At 71.5% G+C, this 21,895-nt stretch carries 23 protein-coding genes; 8 read left to right on the top strand and 15 right to left on the bottom strand.

The annotated features are described in order from the left end of the window. The first annotated feature begins 192 nt into the window (after positions 1–192). Positions 193–1,692, top strand: coding sequence for a C40 family peptidase (locus AB0J06_RS14210; protein ID WP_357428336.1), 1,500 nt, complete (start codon positions 193–195; stop codon positions 1,690–1,692). Between the two features lie 928 nt (positions 1,693–2,620). Here the strand turns inward: AB0J06_RS14210 and AB0J06_RS14205 are convergent. Beyond that, positions 2,621–2,809, bottom strand: a complete 189-nt coding sequence (locus AB0J06_RS14205; RefSeq protein ID WP_357428334.1) for a hypothetical protein — start codon at positions 2,807–2,809, stop codon at positions 2,621–2,623. Between the two features lie 10 nt (positions 2,810–2,819). On the opposite strand from AB0J06_RS14205, the gene AB0J06_RS14200 reads away from it, so the two are divergent. The 3 genes from AB0J06_RS14200 (at position 2,820) to AB0J06_RS14190 (ending at position 5,852) form a co-directional block, all read left to right on the top strand. Then, positions 2,820–3,254 (top strand): hypothetical protein, encoded by a 435-nt coding sequence (locus tag AB0J06_RS14200; protein WP_357428332.1) that lies wholly within the window; start codon positions 2,820–2,822, stop codon positions 3,252–3,254. Positions 3,255–3,591: 337 nt separating this feature from the next. Further along, a complete protein-coding gene (locus AB0J06_RS14195) occupies positions 3,592–5,109 on the top strand; it encodes a DEAD/DEAH box helicase (RefSeq protein WP_357428445.1) in 1,518 nt (505 codons plus the stop codon). Positions 5,110–5,231: 122 nt separating this feature from the next. After that, positions 5,232–5,852: a putative glycolipid-binding domain-containing protein gene (locus tag AB0J06_RS14190; protein WP_357428330.1), complete on the top strand. Its 621-nt coding sequence runs from the start codon at positions 5,232–5,234 to the stop codon at positions 5,850–5,852. A 7-nt stretch (positions 5,853–5,859) separates the two neighbouring features. On the opposite strand, the gene AB0J06_RS14185 is transcribed toward AB0J06_RS14190, so the two are convergent. Genes AB0J06_RS14185 through AB0J06_RS14175 form a run of 3 tightly spaced genes read right to left on the bottom strand, consistent with a single transcriptional unit; the run spans position 5,860 to position 8,291 of the window. After that, the gene (locus AB0J06_RS14185) at positions 5,860–6,945 is read right to left on the bottom strand and encodes a PLP-dependent cysteine synthase family protein (protein WP_357428328.1); all 1,086 of its coding nucleotides are present in this window, start codon (positions 6,943–6,945) and stop codon (positions 5,860–5,862) included. A 23-nt stretch (positions 6,946–6,968) separates the two neighbouring features. Continuing rightward, entirely contained in the window at positions 6,969–7,796 is an 828-nt protein-coding gene (locus AB0J06_RS14180; RefSeq protein ID WP_357428326.1) for an SDR family NAD(P)-dependent oxidoreductase, read from the bottom strand. A gap of 45 nt (positions 7,797–7,841) precedes the next feature. Continuing rightward, entirely contained in the window at positions 7,842–8,291 is a 450-nt protein-coding gene (locus AB0J06_RS14175; protein ID WP_357428324.1) for an Lrp/AsnC family transcriptional regulator, read from the bottom strand. A 247-nt stretch (positions 8,292–8,538) separates the two neighbouring features. On the opposite strand from AB0J06_RS14175, the gene AB0J06_RS14170 reads away from it, so the two are divergent. Continuing rightward, entirely contained in the window at positions 8,539–8,811 is a 273-nt protein-coding gene (locus AB0J06_RS14170; RefSeq protein WP_357428323.1) for a BldC family transcriptional regulator, read from the top strand. 84 nt (positions 8,812–8,895) lie between these two features. On the opposite strand, the gene AB0J06_RS14165 is transcribed toward AB0J06_RS14170, so the two are convergent. Further along, a complete protein-coding gene (locus AB0J06_RS14165) occupies positions 8,896–9,522 on the bottom strand; it encodes a UbiX family flavin prenyltransferase (RefSeq protein WP_357428321.1) in 627 nt (208 codons plus the stop codon). Positions 9,523–9,752: 230 nt separating this feature from the next. Between AB0J06_RS14165 and AB0J06_RS14160 the strand changes: the two genes are divergently transcribed. Beyond that, positions 9,753–10,664, top strand: coding sequence for a terpene synthase (locus tag AB0J06_RS14160; protein WP_357428319.1), 912 nt, complete (start codon positions 9,753–9,755; stop codon positions 10,662–10,664). 11 nt (positions 10,665–10,675) lie between these two features. Here AB0J06_RS14160 and mqnP read toward each other — a convergent pair whose 3' ends face one another. The 3 genes from mqnP to AB0J06_RS14145 all read right to left on the bottom strand — a co-directional run bounded on the left by mqnP (position 10,676) and on the right by AB0J06_RS14145 (position 13,576). Further along, positions 10,676–11,614 carry a menaquinone biosynthesis prenyltransferase MqnP gene (mqnP, locus tag AB0J06_RS14155; RefSeq protein ID WP_357428317.1) on the bottom strand — a complete coding sequence of 313 codons (939 nt, stop codon included), beginning with the start codon at positions 11,612–11,614 and terminating at the stop codon, positions 10,676–10,678. After that, the gene (locus AB0J06_RS14150; RefSeq protein ID WP_357428315.1) at positions 11,611–13,074 is read right to left on the bottom strand and encodes a menaquinone biosynthesis decarboxylase; all 1,464 of its coding nucleotides are present in this window, start codon (positions 13,072–13,074) and stop codon (positions 11,611–11,613) included. The genes mqnP and AB0J06_RS14150 overlap by 4 nt, the downstream gene beginning before the upstream one ends. A gap of 79 nt (positions 13,075–13,153) precedes the next feature. After that, on the bottom strand, positions 13,154–13,576 hold the full coding sequence (locus AB0J06_RS14145) for a MarR family winged helix-turn-helix transcriptional regulator (RefSeq protein ID WP_357428313.1): 423 nt from the start codon (positions 13,574–13,576) through the stop codon (positions 13,154–13,156). A gap of 68 nt (positions 13,577–13,644) precedes the next feature. On the opposite strand from AB0J06_RS14145, the gene AB0J06_RS14140 reads away from it, so the two are divergent. Then, positions 13,645–14,724: a hypothetical protein gene (locus AB0J06_RS14140; protein WP_357428311.1), complete on the top strand. Its 1,080-nt coding sequence runs from the start codon at positions 13,645–13,647 to the stop codon at positions 14,722–14,724. A 67-nt stretch (positions 14,725–14,791) separates the two neighbouring features. Here AB0J06_RS14140 and ccsB read toward each other — a convergent pair whose 3' ends face one another. From ccsB to hemL, 6 genes are read right to left on the bottom strand one after another with little or no spacing between them, the layout of a single operon-like run. Next, the gene (ccsB, locus tag AB0J06_RS14135) at positions 14,792–15,775 is read right to left on the bottom strand and encodes a c-type cytochrome biogenesis protein CcsB (protein WP_357428309.1); all 984 of its coding nucleotides are present in this window, start codon (positions 15,773–15,775) and stop codon (positions 14,792–14,794) included. Beyond that, positions 15,775–17,421, bottom strand: coding sequence for a cytochrome c biogenesis protein ResB (locus AB0J06_RS14130; protein ID WP_357428307.1), 1,647 nt, complete (start codon positions 17,419–17,421; stop codon positions 15,775–15,777). Before AB0J06_RS14130 ends, ccsB begins: the two co-directional genes overlap by 1 nt. Then, positions 17,421–18,230, bottom strand: coding sequence for a cytochrome c biogenesis protein CcdA (locus tag AB0J06_RS14125; protein WP_357428305.1), 810 nt, complete (start codon positions 18,228–18,230; stop codon positions 17,421–17,423). The genes AB0J06_RS14130 and AB0J06_RS14125 overlap by 1 nt, the downstream gene beginning before the upstream one ends. After that, entirely contained in the window at positions 18,230–18,802 is a 573-nt protein-coding gene (locus AB0J06_RS14120; protein WP_357428303.1) for a TlpA disulfide reductase family protein, read from the bottom strand. Before AB0J06_RS14120 ends, AB0J06_RS14125 begins: the two co-directional genes overlap by 1 nt. A gap of 5 nt (positions 18,803–18,807) precedes the next feature. Continuing rightward, complete coding sequence (locus AB0J06_RS14115) at positions 18,808–19,455, bottom strand: histidine phosphatase family protein (RefSeq protein ID WP_357428301.1); 648 nt, start codon at positions 19,453–19,455, stop codon at positions 18,808–18,810. A gap of 2 nt (positions 19,456–19,457) precedes the next feature. Beyond that, on the bottom strand, positions 19,458–20,798 hold the full coding sequence (gene hemL, locus AB0J06_RS14110; protein WP_357428299.1) for a glutamate-1-semialdehyde 2,1-aminomutase: 1,341 nt from the start codon (positions 20,796–20,798) through the stop codon (positions 19,458–19,460). 166 nt (positions 20,799–20,964) lie between these two features. On the opposite strand from hemL, the gene AB0J06_RS14105 reads away from it, so the two are divergent. After that, the gene (locus AB0J06_RS14105) at positions 20,965–21,303 is read left to right on the top strand and encodes an STAS domain-containing protein (protein WP_357428297.1); all 339 of its coding nucleotides are present in this window, start codon (positions 20,965–20,967) and stop codon (positions 21,301–21,303) included. 19 nt (positions 21,304–21,322) lie between these two features. Here AB0J06_RS14105 and AB0J06_RS14100 read toward each other — a convergent pair whose 3' ends face one another. Further along, a complete protein-coding gene (locus tag AB0J06_RS14100; RefSeq protein ID WP_357428295.1) occupies positions 21,323–21,877 on the bottom strand; it encodes a response regulator in 555 nt (184 codons plus the stop codon). Positions 21,878–21,895 lie beyond the last annotated feature (18 nt).

Genomic DNA, 21,895 nt, shown 5'->3' with positions numbered 1-21,895 from the left:
CCGAAGCGCACGTCCGAGGGCCGGGAGGCAGCGATGTACTTCACCCTCTTCACAGCATCTCGTTACCGACTACCGCATCGACATCGGCACCGCTGTGCGGTAGGACAGAGTGGGACAGGGCACACCACACGACGCGGGATCACCGCCGCGCCATGGGCGCGGCTTCTTGGCGCCGGACGGGGAGTAAGCGGCATGGCGAAGAGCAGGCGGAACCGACAGCCGCGAGCTGGCCGGGGGATCGCGCCCGTGCTGCGCCCGCTCGCCTGGTCGGCTCTGCTCGGCGCGATCGTCGCTGCCGCGTTGGCCTCCCCCGTATATGCGGATCCGCCGCTGCCCAACGCGGTTCCCGACACGGGCGCTCGCCCGCTGCCCGCCGGTGCGCTGCAGATCCCCGGCACCGCTCCGGTCCCCGGCGCGACCCCACCGTCCGGATCGACACCCGCCACCTCGGCCGTCACCGGCCCGCTCGCCACGCAGATCTTCGCCAAGGAGACCGAGGTCGCGACCCGGGCCGAGCAACTGCTCAAGTTGCGGCAGGAGGTGGTAGCGGCGAAGACGACCGAGACGGCGGCCGAGGCCGAGCACCGCGCGGCCGAAGCGACGATGGCCGAGGCGAAGCGGAGGGCGGAGGCGGCCGCGGTCGACGCGCTCAAGGACGCCGCCGCGCTGCCGCCGGGCGCCTTCGGCAGCGACCTGCACGACCTCGGCTCGCTCTCCCGCCTCCAGCGGGGCACGCAGAACGGCGCGGACACCGACGCCGCGGCACGGGAAGCGAGCCGCGCCCAGCTCACGGAGCGCTCCGCCAAGCTGGCGCACGAGACGGCCCGGGCGCGTTCCACGCTGGTGCAGAAGCAGTTCAGCGACCTCGAGGTGATCTACAAGCGGTCCGAGGCGGAGCTGACGAAGCTCAAGCGGGACAACACCGACCAGCTGGCGGTGATCGAGCAACAACGCGAAACCAACGAGCAGCGCCTCGGTCCGGGCATCAGCAACACCAGCGTCGCGGGGAAACGGGCGAATCCGAAGGCCCTCGCGGCTCTGGAGTTCGCGCTGCGGCAGCGGGGCAAGCCCTACGTGTGGGGGGCGGAGGGCCCGGACACCTACGACTGTTCCGGGCTGATGTGGGCCGCCTACCGCTCCGTCGGCTACCGGAGCCTGCCCCGGGTCGCCAACGACCAGTACTACGCGACGCGGGGCAAGACGGTGGACCGGTCCGCGCTCCTCCCCGGCGACCTGGTCTTCTTCGCCTCCGGCCCCAGCTGGCAGAGCATCCATCACGTCGGCATGTACGTCGGTGGCGGAAAGATGGTGCACGCGCCGAACAGCACTGAAGTGGTGAAGGTGTCGGAGGTGTGGTGGTCGCGGCTCTACGGCGCGACGCGGGTGTTCGACGCGGTCAACGCACCGACCACCCCGTCTCCCACCCCGAAGCCGTCCACCACCCCGAAGCCGTCCACCTCCCCCAAGCCCCTCCCGACCAAGCCGACGACCAAGCCGCCCACCACACCGCCGACAACACCGCCCGCGACGCCGACGACGCCGCCGCCGGCCACCCCGCCCACTCCGGTCACGCCGCCCACCTCTGGCGTGAAGCCCACCGCGACGGCGAGCGCGAGCGCGTCCGGCACGCAGTCATCCGCCACCACCGCGCCGGGCGGCACCTCGGGCGCGACTCCGAGCGCAGGGCAGTAACCAGCGGCAACCGCCGACCCGTCGGTGCCGAGAGTCCGCCGGGCCGCCCTCCGGCTGTGCACACGGAGCCGGATATGGCACCGTGAGACCCGGGACTCTCCTCGCCGCGCCCGCGCGGCCGGGCGGAGCGGGAGGCAGGGATGGGCGAAGAGCAGGTTCAGCCGCACGTCGGGCGAGCGGGGTCGTCCCCCGACGACCGTTCGGCACCCGCAGAGGGCGACATCGTCGGCTCCGCCGACGCGAGCCGTGCCACCACCTCCGGCGCCGGGGGTGTGGACACGTCCCCGCGCGCGGGTGCCGCGGCCGTGCCGCCCCTCGAACGACGCCGCCCGAAGGCGCCCGCGGCGGAGGCATCCTGGTCCGCGTTCGCCGTCCCGCCCGCGGCCCCCGAGTCACCGCAGGGCCAGCCGCGGGCAGCCGAGCCCTCCGCGGAGCCGCACCAATCGGCGGATCGACGCGAAGCCGCCGCCGCGGCCACGCTCCCCCCTGGCGAGGGCCTCATCGATCCACTGCCCAGCCAGCGGTCGGCCACCCACGATCCGTCCACAGCGGAATATCCGGCGACCAGCGGCGCTCGGGCACGCGCCACCGTCCCGACCGCACAGCGGGTCTCGGCCGACGAGATCGCCGCTGCGGTGCCGGCCGCACCGGCCCGGGCCCGCGTGTACGGCGCTGGCACCGCTGAGCGCGACGCACCGCGTCGGCCCGTGCAGCCGCCGCAACCGGCCGAGCCGCCCCGGCCGCCAACGCCGCAACCGCCGGGGCCCGGCCCGGCGCCGACACCCTTGCCGGCACCGCAACCGAACCCGCCCACACCGGAGCCGCTGCCGAACCCGCCGCTGCCGAACCCGCCCGGTCCGAATCCACCGGGACCGCGACCGCACCGACCGTCACCCACTCCACGACCGACGCCGCCGGCTCCGGGACCTCAGCCCGTGCCTCCGCTGCCGCCGGCGCCACCCGGACCGCCCCGCCCGCCGGGCCCGGCGCCGGCTCCCCCGTTTCCTCCGCCGCCGGCGGTCACCACGAGCGCGACCCCGGACAGCGCCGGCAGCGGCGCCGCGATGATCCCGCCGGTGGCCCTGCCGCCGCTCCCGGCCACCTCACCCGCGCCCACGTCACCGTTCGTGCCCGCGCCTGCGCTACCGGTCTGGCCCGCTCCGAGCGATCCCACCGCGCCGCGCTCCGGTCGCGACACGAGCGCGCCGTCCGGCAACGTCACGTCAGCCGGATCGGCGGACGTCGCCCCGCGCCGCGGCGGTCAGCGCCCCTCCGGCACCGTCTACGGCGGCGCGCCCAGCGGCGCGGCGCGCGGCTTCCCCGAGCCGGATCCCACGATGATCACGATGCCGGTGAGTAACCCGCTGGAAAATTCCGGATCTCTGACCGGACACATCCTGGCCCAGGGGCGCGCGGACACCGTCCCGGAGGGTGGGAGCACCGCGAAGGTGCTGCTCATGCTCCTGGCCGGCCTCGGGCTCCTCATCGTGGTGGGCGTCCTGGTGGTGCTCATCGTCGGCGACGCTTTCAGCAGCCTGTTCGGCGGTCTGCTGGGCGGGTGACCGACGCGAACGGGTGACGCGCGCCGGACGACGCCGGGTGACCCTGCCCACTGGCGGGCGCTCGGGCGTGGCGCCCGTTCAAGATGGCCGTACACTGGCATAGATCACTGACCCGGCATGCCCATGAGCGTGCCCATGGGCGATCTTGCGGGCGATTCAACGGCGACGAGAAGCCGTGGCGGGCCATTCGCGAAGATACGCCCCGCCTTGAGAGGTTTTCTTGACGATTTTCGCTGACCCCAGCACGTTTCCGTCCGTCCTCGACGCCCCGGTCGACCCCACCGAACCGGTCACCCCGGTAGGTTCCACCACCCCCGACTCCGCGTCCGCGCCGGTGGTGACGCCGCAATCCGAGGCTCCCGACTTCGCCGCGCTCGGCCTGCCCCAGCCCCTCGTCCGGGCCCTGGCCAAGGCCGGCATCACCACCCCGTTCGAGATCCAGCAGGCGACCGTGCCGGACGCGCTGGCCGGCCGGGACGTGCTCGGCCGCGGCCAGACCGGCTCGGGCAAGACCCTCGCATTCGGACTGCCCGTTCTCGCGCGCGTTTCGGCCGGCGGCCGGGCCCGTCCCCTGCACCCCAAGGCACTCATCCTGGTGCCCACCCGCGAGTTGGCCATGCAGGTCAATGACGCGCTCATGCCGCTGGGCAAGTCGGTCGGCGTCTTCCTCAAGACCGCGGTCGGGGGCGTCCCCTACGACCGGCAGATCGACTCGCTGCGCCGCGGCGTCGAGGTCATCGTCGCGACCCCCGGCCGGCTCGGTGACCTGATCGAGCGCGGCGTCTGCCGCCTCGATGACATCGAGGTCACCGTCCTGGACGAGGCCGACCAGATGGCGGACATGGGCTTCCTGCCCGAGGTCACCCAATTGCTGGCGAAGACCCCGGCCAACGCCCAGCGGCTGCTCTTCTCGGCCACGTTGGACGGCGACGTCGACGCGCTCGTCAAGCGGTTCATGACCGACCCGGTCACCCACTCGACGGCACCGTCGACGGCCGCCGTCTCCACGATGGATCATCACCTGCTGCTGATCCCGCCGCACGACAAGTTCGCGGTGACCGCGTCGATCGCCGCCCGCGAGGGCCGGACGATGATGTTCGCCCGCACCCAGATGGGCGTCGACCGGCTCGTCGAGCAGCTCGCGGCCGTCGGTGTCCGGGCCGGTGGACTGCACGGCGGCAAGACCCAGAGCGTCCGCACCCGCACCCTCGCCGAGTTCAAAGAGGGCCGGATGAACGTGCTGGTCGCTACGGATGTCGCCGCCCGCGGCATTCACGTCGACGGGGTGTCGCTCGTCGTGCACATCGACCCGCCGAAGGACCCGAAGGACTACCTGCACCGCGCGGGGCGTACCGCGCGGGCCGGCGAGTCGGGCGCGGTCGCGACGCTCGTTCTGCCGAAGCAGCGCCGGACCACCCTGGCCATGATGCAGAAGGCAGGCGTCGAGCCGGCCGAGGCCCGGGTACGGGTGGGCGACCCGGCACTGGCCGAACTGACCGGTGCGGTCGAGCCCAGCGGCGTGCCCGTGGTCAACGAGCCGCAGCACCGCACCGAACGCCCGCGGGGCGAGCGCCGCTACGGCGACCGGCCCCAGGGTGAGCGCCGCTACGGCGACCGCCCCCAGGGTGAGCGCCGCTTTGGCGACCGCCCCCAGGGTGAGCGCCGCTACGGCGACCGGCCCCAGGGTGAGCGCCGCTACGGTGACCGGCCGCAGGGCGAGCGGACCGGGGGCACCGAGCGCGGCGCCGGTGAGTGGCGCTCGTCCGGCGAGCGTCGCGCGCCGTTCCGGCAGGACGACCGTCGGCAGGGTGACCGACCGCGGTTCGGCGAGCGCCGGCCCGCGCGTACCCACTGATTTTCTGCTCGTGAGTAAGGGGTCGGCAGCGTGCTGCCGGCCCCTTGTTCGTGGCGGTGGTCGGGATCCGGGCCGGGAGGATGTCCCCGCACCCGGCCGCGTGCACCGGTAACGTCCGACGCATGCCGACCATGCCCAAGTCGCTCTTCTGGATCCGGACCGACACGACCGGTGCTGACCATGTTCTCCTCAACGACCAACGTGGCCTCTCCGCCCGCGGCGTCGCGGTGGTGGCCGATCCCGTGCCCTACACGTGCACCTACACGCTCCTCACCGACGAGCACTGGGCCACGTCGCGGTTGGAGGTCACGGTCGAGGGCGCGGGCTGGCTGCGCACGTTGCGAATGGAACGGGCGCTCGGACGCTGGCGGGTCAGCACCGCCGAACAGGGTGACCTCGCCGCCGCGCTGAGGGCCGCCGGGCACGGCAACCCGGGCTTCCCGGGAACCGAGGAGCCGGGCCGATTGGAGGACGCCATCGACGTGGACCTCGGTCGTGCACCGCTCTTCAACACCCTGCCGATCCGCCGGCTCGGGCTGCGGGAGGGCGACGTCGGCACGGAGCACCGGATCCCGGTCGCCTGGGTGCACGTGCCGAGCCTGGAGGTGCTGCCGGCCACGCAGTCGTACACGGTCCTCGGCCCCGACCGGGCGCGCTTCGCCGTCAAGGGCTTCAACGCTGAACTCGGGCTCGACGACGACGGCTACGTCACCCACTATCCGGGGCTCGCCGAACGGCGGTGACGTTCCGTCAGATGGCGCCGGCGAGCAGGAACCGTTCGACCGCGGCGAGGTGGGGTGCGAGGTCCAGCCCCTGCTCGGCGATCCAGGCGTCGGAATAGTACGTGTCGCTGTAGCGGTCGCCGGCGTCGCAGAGGAGGGTCACGATCGATCCACTCTCGCCGGCCGCGCGCATCGCCGAGATGATCCCGAAGGCGCCCCAGAGGTTGGTGCCCGTCGACCCACCGACCCGGCGGCCCAGCACCTCGCTCGCCGCCCGCATCGTGGCCAGCGACGCCGCGTCGGGTACCTGCACCATCCGGTCCACCACGCCCGGCTGGAACGACGCCTCGACGGACGGGCGGCCGATCCCCTCGATCCGCGACCCCCGCCCGGTGACCACCGACCAGTCACCGGCCTGCCACGCCGGATAGAACGCGGAATTCTCCGGGTCGACGACGCAGACCTTGGTGCAGTGCCGCTGGTAACGGGCGTACCGCCCGATCGTGGCGCTGGTCCCACCCGTCCCCGCCCCGACCACGATCCAGGCCGGCACGGGGTGTCGTTCCAACGCCATCTGGGCGTAGATCGACTCCGCGATGTTGTTGTTGCCGCGCCAGTCGGTGGCCCGCTCGGCGTACGTGAACTGATCCATGAAGTGCCCACCGCGGTCCTCGGCGAGCCAGCGCGCCTCGACCACGACGGCCGCCGGGTCCCGCACGAGATGTGACTTCCCGCCGTGGAACTCGATCTGCGCGATCTTCTTCGGGGATGTGGAGGCCGGCATGACGGCGATGAAGGGCAACCCGAGCATGCGGGCGAAGTACGCCTCGGAGATGGCGGTCGACCCGGACGACGCCTCGACGATGGTGGTCCGGGGGCCGATCCAGCCGTTGCAGAGCCCGTAGAGGAAGAGCGAGCGGGCGAGGCGGTGCTTGAGCGAGCCGGTCGGATGCACCGACTCGTCCTTGAGGTAGAGGTCGATGTTCCAGGCCCGGGGCAGCGGGAACGGCAACAGGTGGGTATCGGCGGAGCGATTGGCGTCGGCCTCGACCATCGCGATCGCCGCGGTCACCCAGGCACGATCCGCGTCATTACACCGGTCCAGCTGCTCCATGCACTGACCGTAACAAGCCGCTGTCAGGGCCAGCGGCCGGCGGCTATCCGACGCGCGGTGCGGCGCTGCCCGGCGCGACCGAGCGCCAGCATGACCGGGGCCAACCGCATCGCGGCGCCGGGAAAGGCGTCCAGCAGGCGCACCTGCGCGCCGCGCCAGCGCGGCACCGCGACGACCGGACGGGGTTTGCGCGCCAGCCGGGCGGCCCGGACCGCGACCCGTTCGGGACGCAGCAGCGTGCCGGTGAAGGAGACCGCCGCGTCCTCGTCGTCGAGCCGGTCATGCAGCATCGGCGTCCAGATCCCGTCGGGGCAGAGGCAGGAGATGTGCAGGTCGCGCTCGCCCGCGGTCCGCAGGTCGGCGAGCGTGCCGAGGCTGAACGCTATCAGCGCATGCTTGCTGGCCGCGTAGACGGTCTCGCCGGGCGGGGCGATCAGGCCGGCGAGCGACACCACGTTGACGACGTGTCCGCGCCGGCGCGGCCGCATCACGGCGAGTGCCGCGACCGTGCCGTTCATCGCGCCGAGCGTGTTGACCTCGATGATCCGTCGCCGGAGCTCCGCGTCCTGGGTCCAGGAGGCGCCGGTGGCGAGGATGCCGGCGTTGTTGACCCAGAGGGCCAGGCCGGGTCCGTCCCGGTCGGCGAGCGCGGCGACCGCCGCGCAGGCGGCGTCGTCCCGTACGTCGAGGGGATGTGAACGGCCGCCGATCGGCTCGGCGGCGGCGGCGACGGCGGCTCCGTCGACGTCGGTGAGGAGCACGGTCCAACCGTCGCGGTGCAGCGCGGTCGCGATGGCCAGGCCCAGCCCGCGGGCCGCGCCGGTGACGACTGCGGTGCCAGAGGGTGGCATCATGCCGCACCCTACCGCCGCCGGGCCGGCCTTCGCGCCCGCCGACTAGGAGGTTATCGACTGGGGACGGTTCTCCCATTTGGTCGACAGGGCGACGGTGGTGCGGGTGGAGGCGATGCCGGCGGTGCGGTTGAGGCGCAGGATCACCTGCTCCAGCTGTGCGATGGTGCCGACGCGGGCCCGGCAGAGGAACGACTCGACACCGGCCATGAAGTAGCAGGACTCGATCTCGGGCATCCCCCGCAGCGCTTCGAGCACATCGTCGGTGTCGGCGCCGGAGTCCTGGACGAGGCCGATGAGCGCGGTCACGCCGAGGCCGATGGCGTCGGGATCCACATCCACCCGGTAGCCGCGGATCACTCCCGCGGACTCCAGCTTGGCGACCCGCTCGTGCACGGCGGGGGACGAGAGCCCGACCTGACGGGCGAGTTCGGCGTAGGAGAGCCGGGCGTTGCCCTGCAGCAGCTCCACGATGGTCAGGTCGATGGCGTCCACGGCCTGTAGACGATAGCCAGGTCGATCGGGCGTCCGACGCGCGGTGGCGTAAGAGTAAGGGTAAAAAGGAATATAGGCCCCCAAATCTTACTGGCTAACTTCTCACATGGTGCGTTTTCCCTGTTTCCCGGACACGGCACGCTCACGGTGCTCTAATGATCCTTACGTGCCTACCGGAGGCTCTGGCGGACGGTCCATGGGGGCTGCGACCAGCGCGGAGCCCTCCGTCGACGCGAGGAGGGGGCCCGTGGACACTGGAGATCGTCTGCTGACGCCGGGCGAGGTGGCTGCGCTGTTCCGCGTCGACCCCAAGACCGTAACCCGATGGGCCGCTGCGGGACGTATTGGCAGCATCCGGACGCCCGGCGGGCATCGCCGGTTCCGGGAGTCCGAGGTGCGCGCGCTCCTCGAGGGTGAAGGCGTCCTCGAGGAGGGCGAGGAGAGCCCGCCGCAGGCCCGCAACGCCGGACCGACCAACCCGGGCGATCCCGGCCCGACGACCAACATCGGCCTGCACTGACGGTCGGCGCGACGAGATGCGCGTGAGCCGGGAGCGCGGGCCACGGCGCGACGCGTTACTCCCTGATCATCGAGATCAGCCGGGTCAGCGGTCGGCGCCGAGTTCCCCGGACCATCGCCGGAACAGCGAGTGGTCGACGCCGAGCGCGTCGAGCACCTTGCCGGCGACGAAGTCGATCAACTGCGCGGCCGACGCCCCGCCACCCGCACCGTAGAAGCCGGGGCTCGCCGGCAGCACCACCGCGCCCGCGTCGTGCAGGGCGATCAGGTGCTCCAGGTGGCTCCGGGTGACCGGCGTCTCGCGGGGCACCACCACCACCGGCCGCCGCTCCTTCAGGTTGACCTCGGCGGCCCGCTGCAACAGATCCTTGGACAGCCCGATGGCGATCCCCGCGCACGAGGCGGTGCTCGCCGGCACCACGACCATCCCGCGTACCGGATAGGAGCCGCTGCTCGGCCCGGCCGCGAGATCACCGGAAGGCCAGTGCACGACGTTGTCGGCCGAGAGATCCCGCCCCAGCCAACCGGCGAGGTCGTCCTTCCAGTGCGCGTCCCGGAAGGGCGCACCGGTCTCGTCGAGGATCGTCAGCCGTGCGGCCCGCGAGACCACCAGGTCGACGGCGGCACCCGCGTCCAGCAGCCCGCGCAGCACCGCGGCCGCGTACGGCGTACCCGATGCCCCTGACACACCGACCACCCAGGGCCTTCGCATACGGTCACACTCCCTCTCGAAACGGGGCTTCCGCCGCGCCTCCAATATGGTATGACCTCTGGCGAGGCGGACACTGTACAGCGAAGAACGCAGCACGGTGGAAGTCGGACGACCCCGAAGGCACGGCATTGACTCGCGGAAAGGCGACGGTGTTGGGCGTGGACGGATTTTCGGCCGCTCTCCAGCTCGACTGCCCCCTCCCATCAAGGATCTCCCCCCATGCGGACGCGGTGCAGCAGTGGCTGGGCGGTTGGGTGCTGCGCTGCGGGCTCCCACCGGACGGTCGGGGCGGACGACAGGTGGCGGTCGGGCGCTTCGCCCGCTACGCCGGGCGGCTCTACCCGGACGCGACGGAGCGTGATCTGCGCGTGCTCAGCGCGCTGTTCACCTGGTTCTTCCTGCTCGACGACGAGTGCGACGCGAGTCGCGAACCCGATCCGGCGCAGCTGCGCGGCCTGCTGGACACGGCGCTGACCCTGTTCCGCACGGGACGGGCGCCGCGGGGCGCGTTGCGCGGACCACTGCGGCGGATGCTGACCGACGCGTGGCGGGTGCCGAACCGACGGATGCCGCCGTCCTGGCGGAGCCGGTTCGCCGACGCGGCCGCGCACCATTTCGACGGCGTGCTCGTGGAGGCGACCAACAAGGCCGGTGGCCGTCGGCCGGGCGTCGGCGAGTACGTGGAGCTGCGTCGCGCCACGTCGGCGGCGTACGTGTCGTACACGCTCATGGAGTTCACCACCGGCGTGCCGGTGCCGGACGCCGTCTACCACCACCCGGCCGTACGCGAGTTCAGCGCGACCGGAAACGACCTGCTCTCCTGGTTCAACGATCTGCTGTCGCTGGAGCGCGACACCGCTACCTCCGGCGGCCACAACCTGGTGCTCGCGCTCGCCGACGAGCACGGCCTGTCGGATGCCGCCGCCATCGAGGAGGTCATCCGCCGCTGGCACGAGTCGATGGGCCGGTTCGTCGAACTCCGGGCCGCGATGCCGTCGTTCGGCCCCGAGCTCGACGCCGGGCTGCAGCACATGCTCGACGGAGTGGCCAACTCGGTGCGCGGCACCATCGACTGGTCGCTGGAGACCGCGCGCTACCACCCACCGAAGGTTCCGGCCACCTGCGAAGGCAGCGCACCGTAGCCGCGCGGACGTCAGGGGCGCAGGTCGAGCCGGAGCACGAGATCCAGCAGGGCGAAGACGAAGAGGGCGATCCCGACGAACCCGTTGGCGGTGAAGAACGCGCGGTTGACCCGGGACAGGTCGGTGGGAGTGACCACGACGTGCTGGTAGCCGAAGGCGACCGCGGTCAGCGCCAGCCCGATCCACCATGGCCAACCGAAACCGAGCAGCGCGCCGAACCACAGGAAGAGCGCGAACGTGACCGCGTGCGCCAGCGTCGAGGCGTGCAGGGCGAACGCGCGGCCGTACCGCGCGGGCACGCTGTGCACGCCGATCTCGCGGTCGACCTCCGAGTCCTGGCAGGCGTAGATCAGGTCGAAGCCGCCGATCCAGAGCCCCACGGCGGCGCCCAGCAGGAAGGCCGGTCCGGAGCCGTGCAGCGAGCCGGTCACCGCGAGCCACGCGCCGACCGGGCCGACCGCCTGGGCCAGCGCCAGGATGGCGTGCGGCCAGTTGGTGAACCGCTTGCCGTACGGGTAGAGGATCAGCGGCACGACGGCCAGCGGGGCGAGGATCAGGCAGAGCGGGTTGAGCGCGGCGGCCGCGGCGAGGAAGACGACCAGGGCCGCGAGCGCGCCGGTCCAGGCCGTCCGCACGCTGACCGCTCCGGTGACGAGCTCCCGGCCGGCGGTACGCGGATTACGCGCGTCGATCCGGCGGTCGATGATCCGGTTCGCGGCCATCGCGAAGGTGCGGGCGCCGACCATGGCGATGGTGATCAACAGCAGGTCGAGCCAGCGCACCCGGCCAGCGTGGACGGCCATGGCGGTGAGCGCGGAGAGGTACGCGAAGGGCAGCGCGAAGACCGAGTGTTCGATCGCGACGAGCTTCAGGAACGCCTTCACGCGTCCCGGCGTCGGTTGGGCCGCCGCCGGTCCGGCGGCGTCGGCGATGTCAGGAGTGGCGCTCACTGGATTCCGTATTCCTTCCAGCGCTTGTCGACCAGCGACGCGACCTCCGGCGACATCACCATCTCCTCCGGCCAGCCACGGGTGTAGCCCTCGGTGGGGAGCTTGCGGGTGGCGTCGACACCCGCCTTGCCGCCCCAGAACTGCTGGTACGACGAGTGGTCGAGGTGGTCGACCGGGCCCTCCGTGAGCAGCAGGTCGCGGGCGTAGTCGACGTTGCCGAACGCGCGGAACGCCACCTCGTTGTAGTCGTGCACGTCGCAGTCCTCGTCGACGATCACGATCAGCTTGGTCAGCGACATCAGATGGGCGCCCCAGATGGCGTTCATGACCTTCTGGGCGTGCTTCGGGTAGCGCTTGCGGATCGAGACGATCGCGCAGTTGTGGAATACCCCGGCGGCCGGCAGGTCGTAGTCGATGATGTCCGGGATCAGCAGCTTGAGCAGCGGCTGGAAGATCCGCTCGGTCGCCTTGCCGAGACCGTGGTCCTCCTGCGGCGGCTTCGACGTGATGATCGAGTGATAGACGGGATCCCGCTGCGTCGTCATGCACTCGATGTGCAGCACCGGGAATGGCTCGACCGGGGTGTAGAAGCCGGTGTGGTCGCCGAACGGACCCTCCGGCAGCCGTTCCCCCGGCTCCAGGTAGCCCTCCAGCACGATCTGCGCGTGCGCCGGGACCTGCAGCGGCACGGTCAGGCAGTCGACCATCTCCACCCGCTCCCCGCGCAGGAAGCCGGCGAAGAGGTACTCGTCGATGTCGCCGGGGAGTGGCGCGCTCGCCGCGTAGGAGACGACCGGGTCGCAGCCGATCGCGATCGCCACGGGCAGCCGCTCGCCACGCCGCTCCGCCACCGCGTGGTGGGCGGTCGAGTCCTTGTGGATCTGCCAGTGCATGCCGAGCGTGTTGTGCGAGTGCTGCTGCAGCCGGTAGAGCCCCAGATTCCGCTTGCCGGTCTCCGGATGCTTCGTGTGGGTGAGACCGTAGTTGTGGAAGATCCCACCGTCGCCGGGCCAGACCCGCAGGCCGGGAAGGCGGTTGAGGTCGACGTCGTTCCCCCGGTAGACCACCTGCTGACACGGCGCGGTCTTCACCTTGCGCGGCGGCACCGACTTGAGCTGCATCACCTTGCCGAGACCTTCGCGGATGCCCGACCAGCCCACCGGCAACTCCGGCTTGACCAGCGCACCGATCCGCTCGCCGATCTCGTCGAGGTGGTCGACGCCGAGCGCCATCGCCATCCGCCGCTCGGTGCCGAAGAGGTTGATCGCCACCGGCATCTCGCCCCTGGTGGGGCGCTCGAAGAGCAGCGCCGGGCCGTGCGCCCGCACCGTCCGGGTGACCACCTCACTGATCTCCAGAGTGGGGTCGACCGGAACGGTCACCCGACGCAGCTCGCCGGCCCGTTCGAGGGCCGCGAGGAAGTCTGTGAGATCGGTGTACGGGAAACCACGTGCCGCCATGCCTGCCAGTCTCGCGCACGCTGCCATCGACCACCCGAGCCGGGTCGACGGATGCGGCGAGATCTCCCTGCGGGCCGCCTCAGCCCTCGTCGTTGAAGCGTTCGAGATAGCCGGCGAAGGCCGACAGGTCGGCCGCCGACCAGTCGGCGAAGCGCTCCTCGAGCACTGTCCGCTGCTGGCGACCCGCCGCCTCGATCTTTTTCTGGCCGGCCGGCGTGACGCGCAGGATCTGCGCCGTCGGACGACCGGGACCGACGACCCGATCGAGCAGACCACGCCGCTCCAGATCCGTCACCTGCCGGCTCACCGTGGACTTGTCCAGCAGGTAGTAACCGGCGAGGTCGATCGCCCGGCATCCGCCGGTGGCGTGCACGTGCGCCAGGAGGGTGTACGCGACAAAGGACAGATCCGGATGGAGCCGGTTAACCAGCGCCCGCACCCGCCGGGCGAACAGATTGAGCTGGGCGTGGATCACGTCCACCGACTGTGCGCGCTCCGGCATGTCACCTCACTCCTTCGAGTTGTACTATACAACTACGCAAGTTGTACTTTGCAACTCCAGGAGCTGCCGTGACCACCGCCCACGCCCGCACCCCCCGGCCGCACGACGGCGCGCCGTCCCTCCGGCACACCCTCGCCCACCTCGCCGTCCCGGTGCTGCTCGCCGTCGGGATGGCGCTGGCCTACCTGGGCGGTTTCCACAAGCCCGCCCCACACGCGCTGAAGGTCGACGTGATCGGTGCCAGCCCCCAGGTGCAGGTGCTCGCGCAGACCATGAAGAACCGGCTCGGCGACGCCGCGGACATCCGTACGGTGCCCACCGAGGCGGAGGCGCGCACACTGCTGAAGCACCAGGAGATCTCGGGGGCGTACCTCCCCGACCCGCACACCCCGCGCCTGCTGATCGCCTCCGGCGGTTCGGAGACCACAGCTTCCGTCGTGGAGCGGATCTTCGCGCCGGTCGCGCTCCGTCAGGGGCTGCCGCTCGCCGTCGACGATGTGGCGCCGACCAGCCCCGACGACCCGTCGGGACAGGGCATCTTCTTCTATCTCGTGGCGCTCACCGTTGGCGCCTACAGCACGTCGATCGCGATCGGCGCGGCGGGCGCACGGTTGAAACCGGCCGTCCGTGGCCTGCTCGGCGTCGGCGCGGCCGCCGCCGTCACCCTGCTCACCACGCTGGTCGCCGGTCCGCTGTACCACGCCATCCCGAGCCACGTGCTCCCGATCGGGGGGCTGGCCCTCATGTACTCGACCGCGGTCGTGCTCATCGGCATCGGCCTGCACACGTTCCTCGGCCGGTTCACCACCGGAGCGGTCGTCGGGCTCTTCGTGATGCTGAACTTCACCACCTCCGGTGGCGTCTACGCCCCGCAGCTACAGCCCGGCTTCTTCGCGGCGCTGCACAACTTCTGGATCGGTTCGGGGCTGGTCGAGGCCGGCCGCAAGCTGCTCTACTTCCCCGACCTCGGCATTCGCGGCGACGTCACGAAGCTGGCGTGGTGGCTCGCCGCCGGTGTGCTCCTGCTGGGGCTGGCCGCGACCGTCGAACGCCGCCGGCACAGCGCCCCGACCACTCCCGTTCAGCGGTCGGAGCAGCCGGCCGACGATCAGGAGCGGGAAGAGCTCGAGGAAGTCGTCGTCGCCTGAGCACCCGCCCGCGGGCGGGAGCCACCCGGCCGTCCGCCCGCTCGGCGACGTGCGCCCCGGCGCGGCGTCACACCCCGGCGTAGGAGTGCAGGCCGGTGAAGAAGAGATTCACGCCGAACAGGTTCATCAGCATGGTGAGGAAGCCGATCACGGCGATCCAGGTGGCGGTCGAGCGCTTCACGCTGGGGGTCGCCCGTGCGTGCAGGTAGCCGGCGTAGACCACCCACGAGATGAACGCCCAGGTCTCCTTCGGGTCCCAACCCCAGTAGCGGCCCCAGGCCGCCTCGGCCCAGACCGCACCGGCGGCCACCGCGAACGTCCAGATCGGAAACGCGAACGCGTGCAGCCGGAAGGTCAGCCGCTCCAGCCCCTCGGCCGCCGGCACCCGCCGCCCGAGCGTGTACGGGAAGCTGCGCCTGCCCCGTTCGTATCCGGACCGGATGAGGAACATCGTCGCCGGAACGAAGCCGAGCAGGAAGATCCCGGACGCGAGGACCGCCGCGGAGACGTGGACCACGAACCAGGCCGACTTGAGCGCGGGCATCAGCGGCCCGATCGGGGTGTAGAGCACCATGCCGGCGATCCCGAGCAGCAGCACCATGGCGAGCGCGACGAAGAGGCCGAGATGACGGATGTCCGGCCGGCGGGAGAGCACCGCCAGCCAGGCGACGACGCCGACGAGCGTGACCGAGAGCACGAACTCGTACATGTTGCCCCAGGTCATCCGGTCCGCCGCCAACCCGCGGGTGACGACGGCGCCCAGATGCGCGAGGGCCGCGATCACGGTGACCACGACGGCGGCGCGACCGGCGAGCGCAGCCCGACCAGCGGGCGGCGCCGGCTCAGCCCCGGTGGCGATCGGTTGCGCCGGCGGCAGATCGGCTTTCAGCTCGGTGCCCGCGCCGATCGAGACCAGCTCGCGGGTGGGACGAACGGCGGCCCGGGCGACCACACTGCGGGTGCCGAAGGCGTATTCGGCGGCGTGGCAGATCATCGCGACCACGTACGCCAGGATGGCGACGACCAGGAGCTGGTTGGAGAGTGCGTCCATCAGTTGGTCCCTTCTCGCATCCCCGGCCGGTCGCGCTGCGCGCGATCCGTCCCGGAACGCTCCTCCGCGCGCTCGTCGTCGCGGGTGACCGCCGCGACCAGCTCGCTGAACTCGTCGGCGAAGCCGGGATAGTCGGTGCGCGGCAGGCCACCGGCCTCCACCAAGCTACTACCACGTGTCGTAGAACTTCCGGTCGGGGTGACCCGGAACCACACCCGGCGGCGCCGACCCATCAGCGACGACATCAGCCCGACCAGCAGCACCCCGACGCTGACCAGCACGATCATCTCACCGGGGTCGTGCCGGACGGACAGGATCGCGAACGGCCGGGTGCCGAGAAACTCGACCGTCGTGCCGTCGCCCAGCATCCACGTGTCACCCTTGCGGAGCACCTTCGACCGGCCCACGTCGACGAGCTTGCCCGCATCGATCTGCCGCTGATCGAGGCGGTAGACCGAGCCGGGGATGCCGGCGCCCAGCCCGAGATCGCCCCGGTACGCCACGAGCAGCAGACCGGGCGAGCGCTCGGCCGGATGCACCGAGCGCGGGTGGGTCGGATCCGTGGACACCGTCGGCAGGTAGAGACCCTGGAACGCGATCTGTTGGTCAGGGTCCCGCTTGCCGGTGGCGGGGTTGACGTTGACATCGGGGAAGGTGGCGACGCCCTGACTGGTCAGGGTGGCGTCGCTCTCCGGAAACGGGGCGACGCTGGTCTGTGACCGGCCGTACTTGTCGGTGTAGCGGATCACCGGCGCGTAGCCGTGACCGAGAAGGTAGACGTTCGCACCGTCGAGGCGCAGCGGCGAGTTGACCGAGAACCTCTCCTGCCGCGGCGCCCCGCCGGCCTCGTCGACGTTGACCGTCGCGCGGAACGACTCAGCCTGGCCCGAATCCAGGAACCTCGCCTCGAAGTCGGTGAGCTCCAGACAGAACCGGGGCAGATCGGTGGCGTGCAGCCGGGGGCCGAGACCGTGCTCGTCGTACTGCTGCAACGTGTTGCAGAAGGCCTTGTCCGCGCCGGCCACGAGCAGCCGGTTGCCGTGCCAGCCGTACCACGAGCCGAGCCCCACCCCGACCAGCACCGCGATCAGCGAGACGTGGAAGAGCAGGTTCCCGGTCTCCTTCAGATAGCCCTTCTCCGCCGAGACCGCGCCGTCGCGCACAACCACCCGCCAGCGGCGCTTGCGCAGCACCGCGGCGATCGACCCCAGGTCACCGTCGTGATCGGCCAGGATCGCGTGCTGCGGCAGGCGGTCCAGCCGCCGCGGCGCGTCGGGGGGCACGGACCGCAGCGCGCGGAGATGCTCACGCAGGCGCGGAACGATGCAGCCCACCAGCGAGGTGAACAGGAGCAGGTAGATCGCGGAGAACCACGGCGAGGCGAAGACCTCGAACGCGCCGAGCCGGTCCAGCACCGGCGCGAGATCGGGGTGCTCGGTGAAGAACCCGCGGACGTTCTCGATGTTGATGCTCCGCTGCGGCAGCACCGAGCCGGGGATCGCCGCCACGGCGAGCAGGAAGAGCAGGACGAGTGCGGTCCGCATGCTGGTCAACTGGCGCCACGTGTTGCGCAGCACCGCCCAGGCGCGGTTGCCCCTGCGCGGCGGTGTGACGGGAGGGCTTACCCGCTGGTCGACCTGTGCCATCAGATGCTCACCGTTCCCGGCCCGACGGTCGTCTGCAGCCAGATGAGGAAACTGCCCCAGCCACCGGTCAGCAGCGCCAGCCCGACCAGGATCAGCAGCGCTCCGCCCACGCGGGTCACCCACCGGCTGTTGCGGCGGATGGTGGTGAAGAGGCCGAGCAGCCGCTGGAAGCCGAGCCCGAAGATGACGAAGGGCAGGCCGAGACCCAGGCAGTACGCGACGGCGAGCACGACCGCCCGATCCGTCTGCCCACTGGCGGTGGCCATCCCGATCACCGCGCCGAGCGTGGGACCCACGCAGGGCACCCAGGAAAGCGCGAAGACCGCGCCGAAGACCGGGGCGCCGAGCAGGCCGGCCGCGGGGAGCCGGTGGATGCGGAACTCGCGCTGCATGCCCGGGACCAGGCCGAGGAAGGCCAGCCCGAGGACGATGATCAGGAGACCGATACCGATCTCGAGTGGACGGCGGTGGGTGAAGAGCGCCTTCCCGGCGGTCGTGACGACGATCGCGGTCAGCGTGAACACGACGGTGAACCCGCCGATGAAGAGCAACGTCCCGGCCAGCACCCGCCCCTTCACCTGGCGCACGCTCCGCTGCGCCACCGCGATCGGTGCGCCGCCCGGCGGCACCCGATTCGCCGATGCCGCGTCGAGATCGCTGCCGGCCAGCCCGGTGACGTAGGAGAGATAGCCGGGGACGAGTGGCAGCACGCACGGCGAGAGGAAACTGACCAGGCCGGCGAGCGCGGCGGCACCGATCGCCAGCAACAGTGGGCCGCTGGTGGCGATGTCGCGGAAGGTCTGTCCCATCAGCGCGAACCGTCGGGGGCGGGTTTCTCCGCCGCCACCCGCGCGACGACCGGCTGCAACCCTTCCTGCCGCACGGCCTGCCGGATCACGACGGCGATCCGGCCGTCACGGTCGAGGACGATGGTGGCCGGTACGGAGTTGGGCGGAACCTGGAAATCGAGCGCCACACGGCTGCCGGGGTCGAAGAGGCTCGGATAGCTGACCCGCCCCTGCTCGAATGCCTTGGCCTTGTCGCGACCGTCGTTGATGTTGACACCGAGGAAACGGACGCCCTGGTCCTTCGTCGCCTGGTAGGTGGCTTCGAGATCGTCCGCCTCGGCGACACACGGCGCGCACCAGGAGCCCCAGAAGTTGACGACGACGACCTGGCCGCGGTCCTGCGCGATGTCGTAGCGGCTGCCGTCGAGGAGTTCACCGACAACCTTCGGCGCCGGCGCCCGCTTACCCGGGGCGCACTCGATCACGCCGTTCTTGGTCTCGCACTCGGCCTCCCAGTTCCCACCCGAGCAGCCGGCGAGAGACACCACGGCGACCAGAGCGAGAAGGGCCGACAGCCGCGCACGCCGGATCATTCCGCTCAGGCTCCCTTGGCCGTCCGCGCCGACGGCGACATGGCGACCAGGTGGGCGGCGGGCTCGGAGTAGCCGACGCCGACGATCTTGGCGTCCTCGAAGTGGAAGGAGGTGAGGCTGGCCAGGCCGCACTGACGCTTGCGCGGATCGTGCCAGAGCCGCTTGCGCTCGACGTAGCGGCGCAGCGTCCAGACCGGCAGTTGGTGCGAGACGCAGACCGCCTCGTGCCCCTCGGCGGCGACCCGGGCGGCGTGCAGCGCGCCGAACATCCGCTCGGCGATCGTCGTGTAGGCCTCACCCCAGGACGGCGTGACCGGGTCGCGGAGCACCCACCAGTTGCGCGGGTCGCGGAACGAGCCGTCACCCGGCGAGACCCGCTTCCCCTCGAACCAGTTGCCGCTCTCGATGAGCCGCTCGTCGACCGCGACCGGCAGCCCGAACTGCGCCGCGATCGGCTCGGCGGTCTCCTGCGCGCGCTCCAGCGGGCTGGCCACCACATAGGTGATGTCCCGGTCGGCGAGGGCCTGCGCCGCCGCCTTCGCCATCTGCCCGCCGAGTTCGGAGAGGCGGAAGCCGGGCAGCCGCCCGTACAGGATCTTGTCCGGGTTGTGGACCTCGCCGTGCCGCAGCACGTGTACGACTGTCTTCGTCATCGCTATCCCCCTGTCGCCCCGGTCGCCCCGGCGGCTGCCGCCGCCGCCGGCAGCGCCGCGGCGAGCTGCTCCAGAGCGGCGTCATCGAGCGCCGCCGAGACGAACCACGACTCGTACGCGCTGGGCGGCAGGTAGACGCCGCCGGAGAGCATCGCGTGGAAGAACGCCTTGAACGCGGCGACCTCCTGGGTGCGCGCGCTGTCGTAGTCGACGACGTCGGCATCCGTGAAGAAGATCGAGAACATGTTGCCGGCGGTCGACAGCCGGTGCGGCACCCCCGCGGCGACCAACGCGTCGGTGACGAGCTTGCTCACCACGCCCGCGGTCTCATCCAGCCGGCGGTACAGCGCGTGGTCCGCGAGTCGGAGCGTGGCGAGGCCCGCGGCGCAGGCGAGTGGATTTCCGGAGAGGGTGCCGGCCTGATAGACGGGTCCGGCCGGCGCGAGCCGGGCCATGATGTCGGCGCGACCGCCGAACGCGGCGGCGGGCAGCCCGCCTCCCATCACCTTGCCGAAGGTGAACAGGTCCGCGTCGACGGGGTCGAGCCCCGCCCAGCCACCGCGGGAGACCCGGAACCCGGTCATCACCTCGTCGACGATGAGCAGCGCGCCATGGGCGTGGGCGATCCGGGCGAGCGCCTGGTTGAACCCGTCGCGGGGAGCCACGACGCCCATGTTGCCCGCGGCCGCCTCCGTGATGATCGCGGCGATGTGGTTGCCCTCGGCGGCGAACGCCTCCTCCACCGCGACGATGTCGTTGTAGGGCAGCACGATCGTCTCGCTGGCCGCCGCGCCGGTGACGCCGGGCGAGTCGGGCAGCCCGAAGGTCGCGACGCCGGACCCGGCGGCGGCGAGGAGCGCGTCGACGTGGCCGTGGTAGCAGCCGGCGAACTTGATCACTTTCGGTCGACCGGTGAAGCCGCGGGCGAGCCGGATCGCCGACATGGTGGCCTCGGTCCCCGAGTTGACCAACCGGACCTGCTCGACCGGCGTGCGGTCGACGATCTCGGCGGCCAGCTCGACCTCACCCGGCGTGGGCGTGCCGAAACTGGTGCCCAGCGCGGCCGCCTGTTGCACCGCGGCGACCACCTCGGGATGAGCGTGCCCCAGGATCAGGGGGCCCCACGAGCAGACGAGGTCGACGTAGCGCCGCCCGTCGGCGTCGAAGAGCCACGGCCCGGCGCCGCGGACCATGAATCGCGGCGTGCCACCGACGGCGCGGAAGGCACGCACAGGAGAATTGACCCCGCCCGGCACGATGGCGAGGGCGCGGTCGAAGAGGGCCTGGGAGGCCGGCGCGTCGGCCGGGTAAGGACCGGAGCCAGCAGGGAAGGTATCGGTCACGGTATTGCCATTGTGTCAGCGCCGGGAGCGGAAGCGGCAGCGACCCCTGGCCCGGTTGCGCCGCTCACTGCGCCAAGGTGCCCGACCGCCCGACGCAGGGTGCCACCTGCGCCTCCGGCTACAGCGTCAACAGGCCGGGTCGCCTAGATCGCGATAGGCTGACGGCGTGGAGCGTCCCGAGCTGTCCATCGCGGTTGAGCGTACGACCGACGAAGCGGTGCTGAAGCTCGCCGGTGAGATCGACATGCTCACCGCGGCGGCACTGTCTACCGCCGTCAACGAGGTGATCGCCGCCGAGGCGCCACCGCGCATCGTCCTCGATATGAGCGGAATCACATTCTGCGACTCGCAGGGGCTCGGCACCCTGGTCGTATTGAGCCGCAAGGCAAGTCATGCGCAGAGTCTGCTGCTGCTCGCCAACGTCGGCGACTTCCTGCTCCGCGTGCTCGACATCACCGGACTGCGGTCGGCGCTGATGATCCGGGACGGCCAGGCGACCGGCTGATCCCCCCCGGACAGGCGCGCTAGGCGCCCGGGCCCCACCGGGCCTGCTCAAGCGTCTCGACCGCCCGCGCCACCCCTTCGGGGTCGTCGCCGCGCAGCAGGGCCGTCGCCTCGTCCACCGCACCGGTCAACGCCCGCCACCGCGTCTCCCGCTCGCGCACCGTCTCGGACTGCGCCATGAGCTGGCGGCTCTTCGTCCACAACTCGACGAAGACGGAGACCTTCGCCCGCAGCACCCACGGATCGAACGGCTTGGTCAGGTAGTCGACCGCGCCGACGGCGTAACCGCGGAGCGCGAGCTGCGCGTCCCGGTCGGCGGCCGTGAGAAAGATGATCGGCACGTGCCGGGTCCGCTCGCGACGCTTGATGTGGCTCGCCGTCTCGAAGCCGTCCATGTCGGGCATCTGCGCGTCGAGCAGAATGACCGCGAAATCGTCCACGAGCAACTGCTTGAGCGCGGCCTCGCCGCTCTCCACGGCGACCGACTGCACCGGCAGCCCCTGCAGGATCGCCTCCAGTGCGAGCAGGTTCTCCCGACGATCGTCGACCAGCAGCGCCTTTGCGATGTCGCTCACGGTTCCAGCCTTTCGTTC

The organism is Micromonospora sp. NPDC049679 (assembly GCF_040659735.1).
Taxonomy (GTDB): Bacteria; Actinomycetota; Actinomycetes; order Mycobacteriales; family Micromonosporaceae; genus Micromonospora_I.
Note: the sequence above shows the minus strand (reverse complement) of the source record. Positions and strands in the feature narration are given on the sequence as shown.

Excerpts from the sequence above, each read along its gene's own strand:
- AB0J06_RS14185 (WP_357428328.1), bottom strand. The coding sequence starts at position 6,945 with ATGGAGCAGCTGGACCGGTGTAATGACGCGGATCGTGCCTGGGTGACC.
- AB0J06_RS14115 (WP_357428301.1), bottom strand. The coding sequence starts at position 19,455 with ATGACGAAGACAGTCGTACACGTGCTGCGGCACGGCGAGGTCCACAAC.
- AB0J06_RS14180 (WP_357428326.1), bottom strand. The coding sequence starts at position 7,796 with ATGCCACCCTCTGGCACCGCAGTCGTCACCGGCGCGGCCCGCGGGCTG.
- AB0J06_RS14130 (WP_357428307.1), bottom strand. The coding sequence starts at position 17,421 with ATGGCACAGGTCGACCAGCGGGTAAGCCCTCCCGTCACACCGCCGCGC.
- AB0J06_RS14145 (WP_357428313.1), bottom strand. The coding sequence starts at position 13,576 with ATGCCGGAGCGCGCACAGTCGGTGGACGTGATCCACGCCCAGCTCAAT.
- AB0J06_RS14150 (WP_357428315.1), bottom strand. The coding sequence starts at position 13,074 with ATGGCGGCACGTGGTTTCCCGTACACCGATCTCACAGACTTCCTCGCG.
- AB0J06_RS14120 (WP_357428303.1), bottom strand. The coding sequence starts at position 18,802 with ATGATCCGGCGTGCGCGGCTGTCGGCCCTTCTCGCTCTGGTCGCCGTG.
- AB0J06_RS14165 (WP_357428321.1), bottom strand. The coding sequence starts at position 9,522 with ATGCGAAGGCCCTGGGTGGTCGGTGTGTCAGGGGCATCGGGTACGCCG.
- AB0J06_RS14125 (WP_357428305.1), bottom strand. The coding sequence starts at position 18,230 with ATGGGACAGACCTTCCGCGACATCGCCACCAGCGGCCCACTGTTGCTG.
- ccsB (WP_357428309.1), bottom strand. The coding sequence starts at position 15,775 with ATGGACGCACTCTCCAACCAGCTCCTGGTCGTCGCCATCCTGGCGTAC.
- AB0J06_RS14190 (WP_357428330.1), top strand. The coding sequence starts at position 5,232 with ATGCCGACCATGCCCAAGTCGCTCTTCTGGATCCGGACCGACACGACC.
- AB0J06_RS14210 (WP_357428336.1), top strand. The coding sequence starts at position 193 with ATGGCGAAGAGCAGGCGGAACCGACAGCCGCGAGCTGGCCGGGGGATC.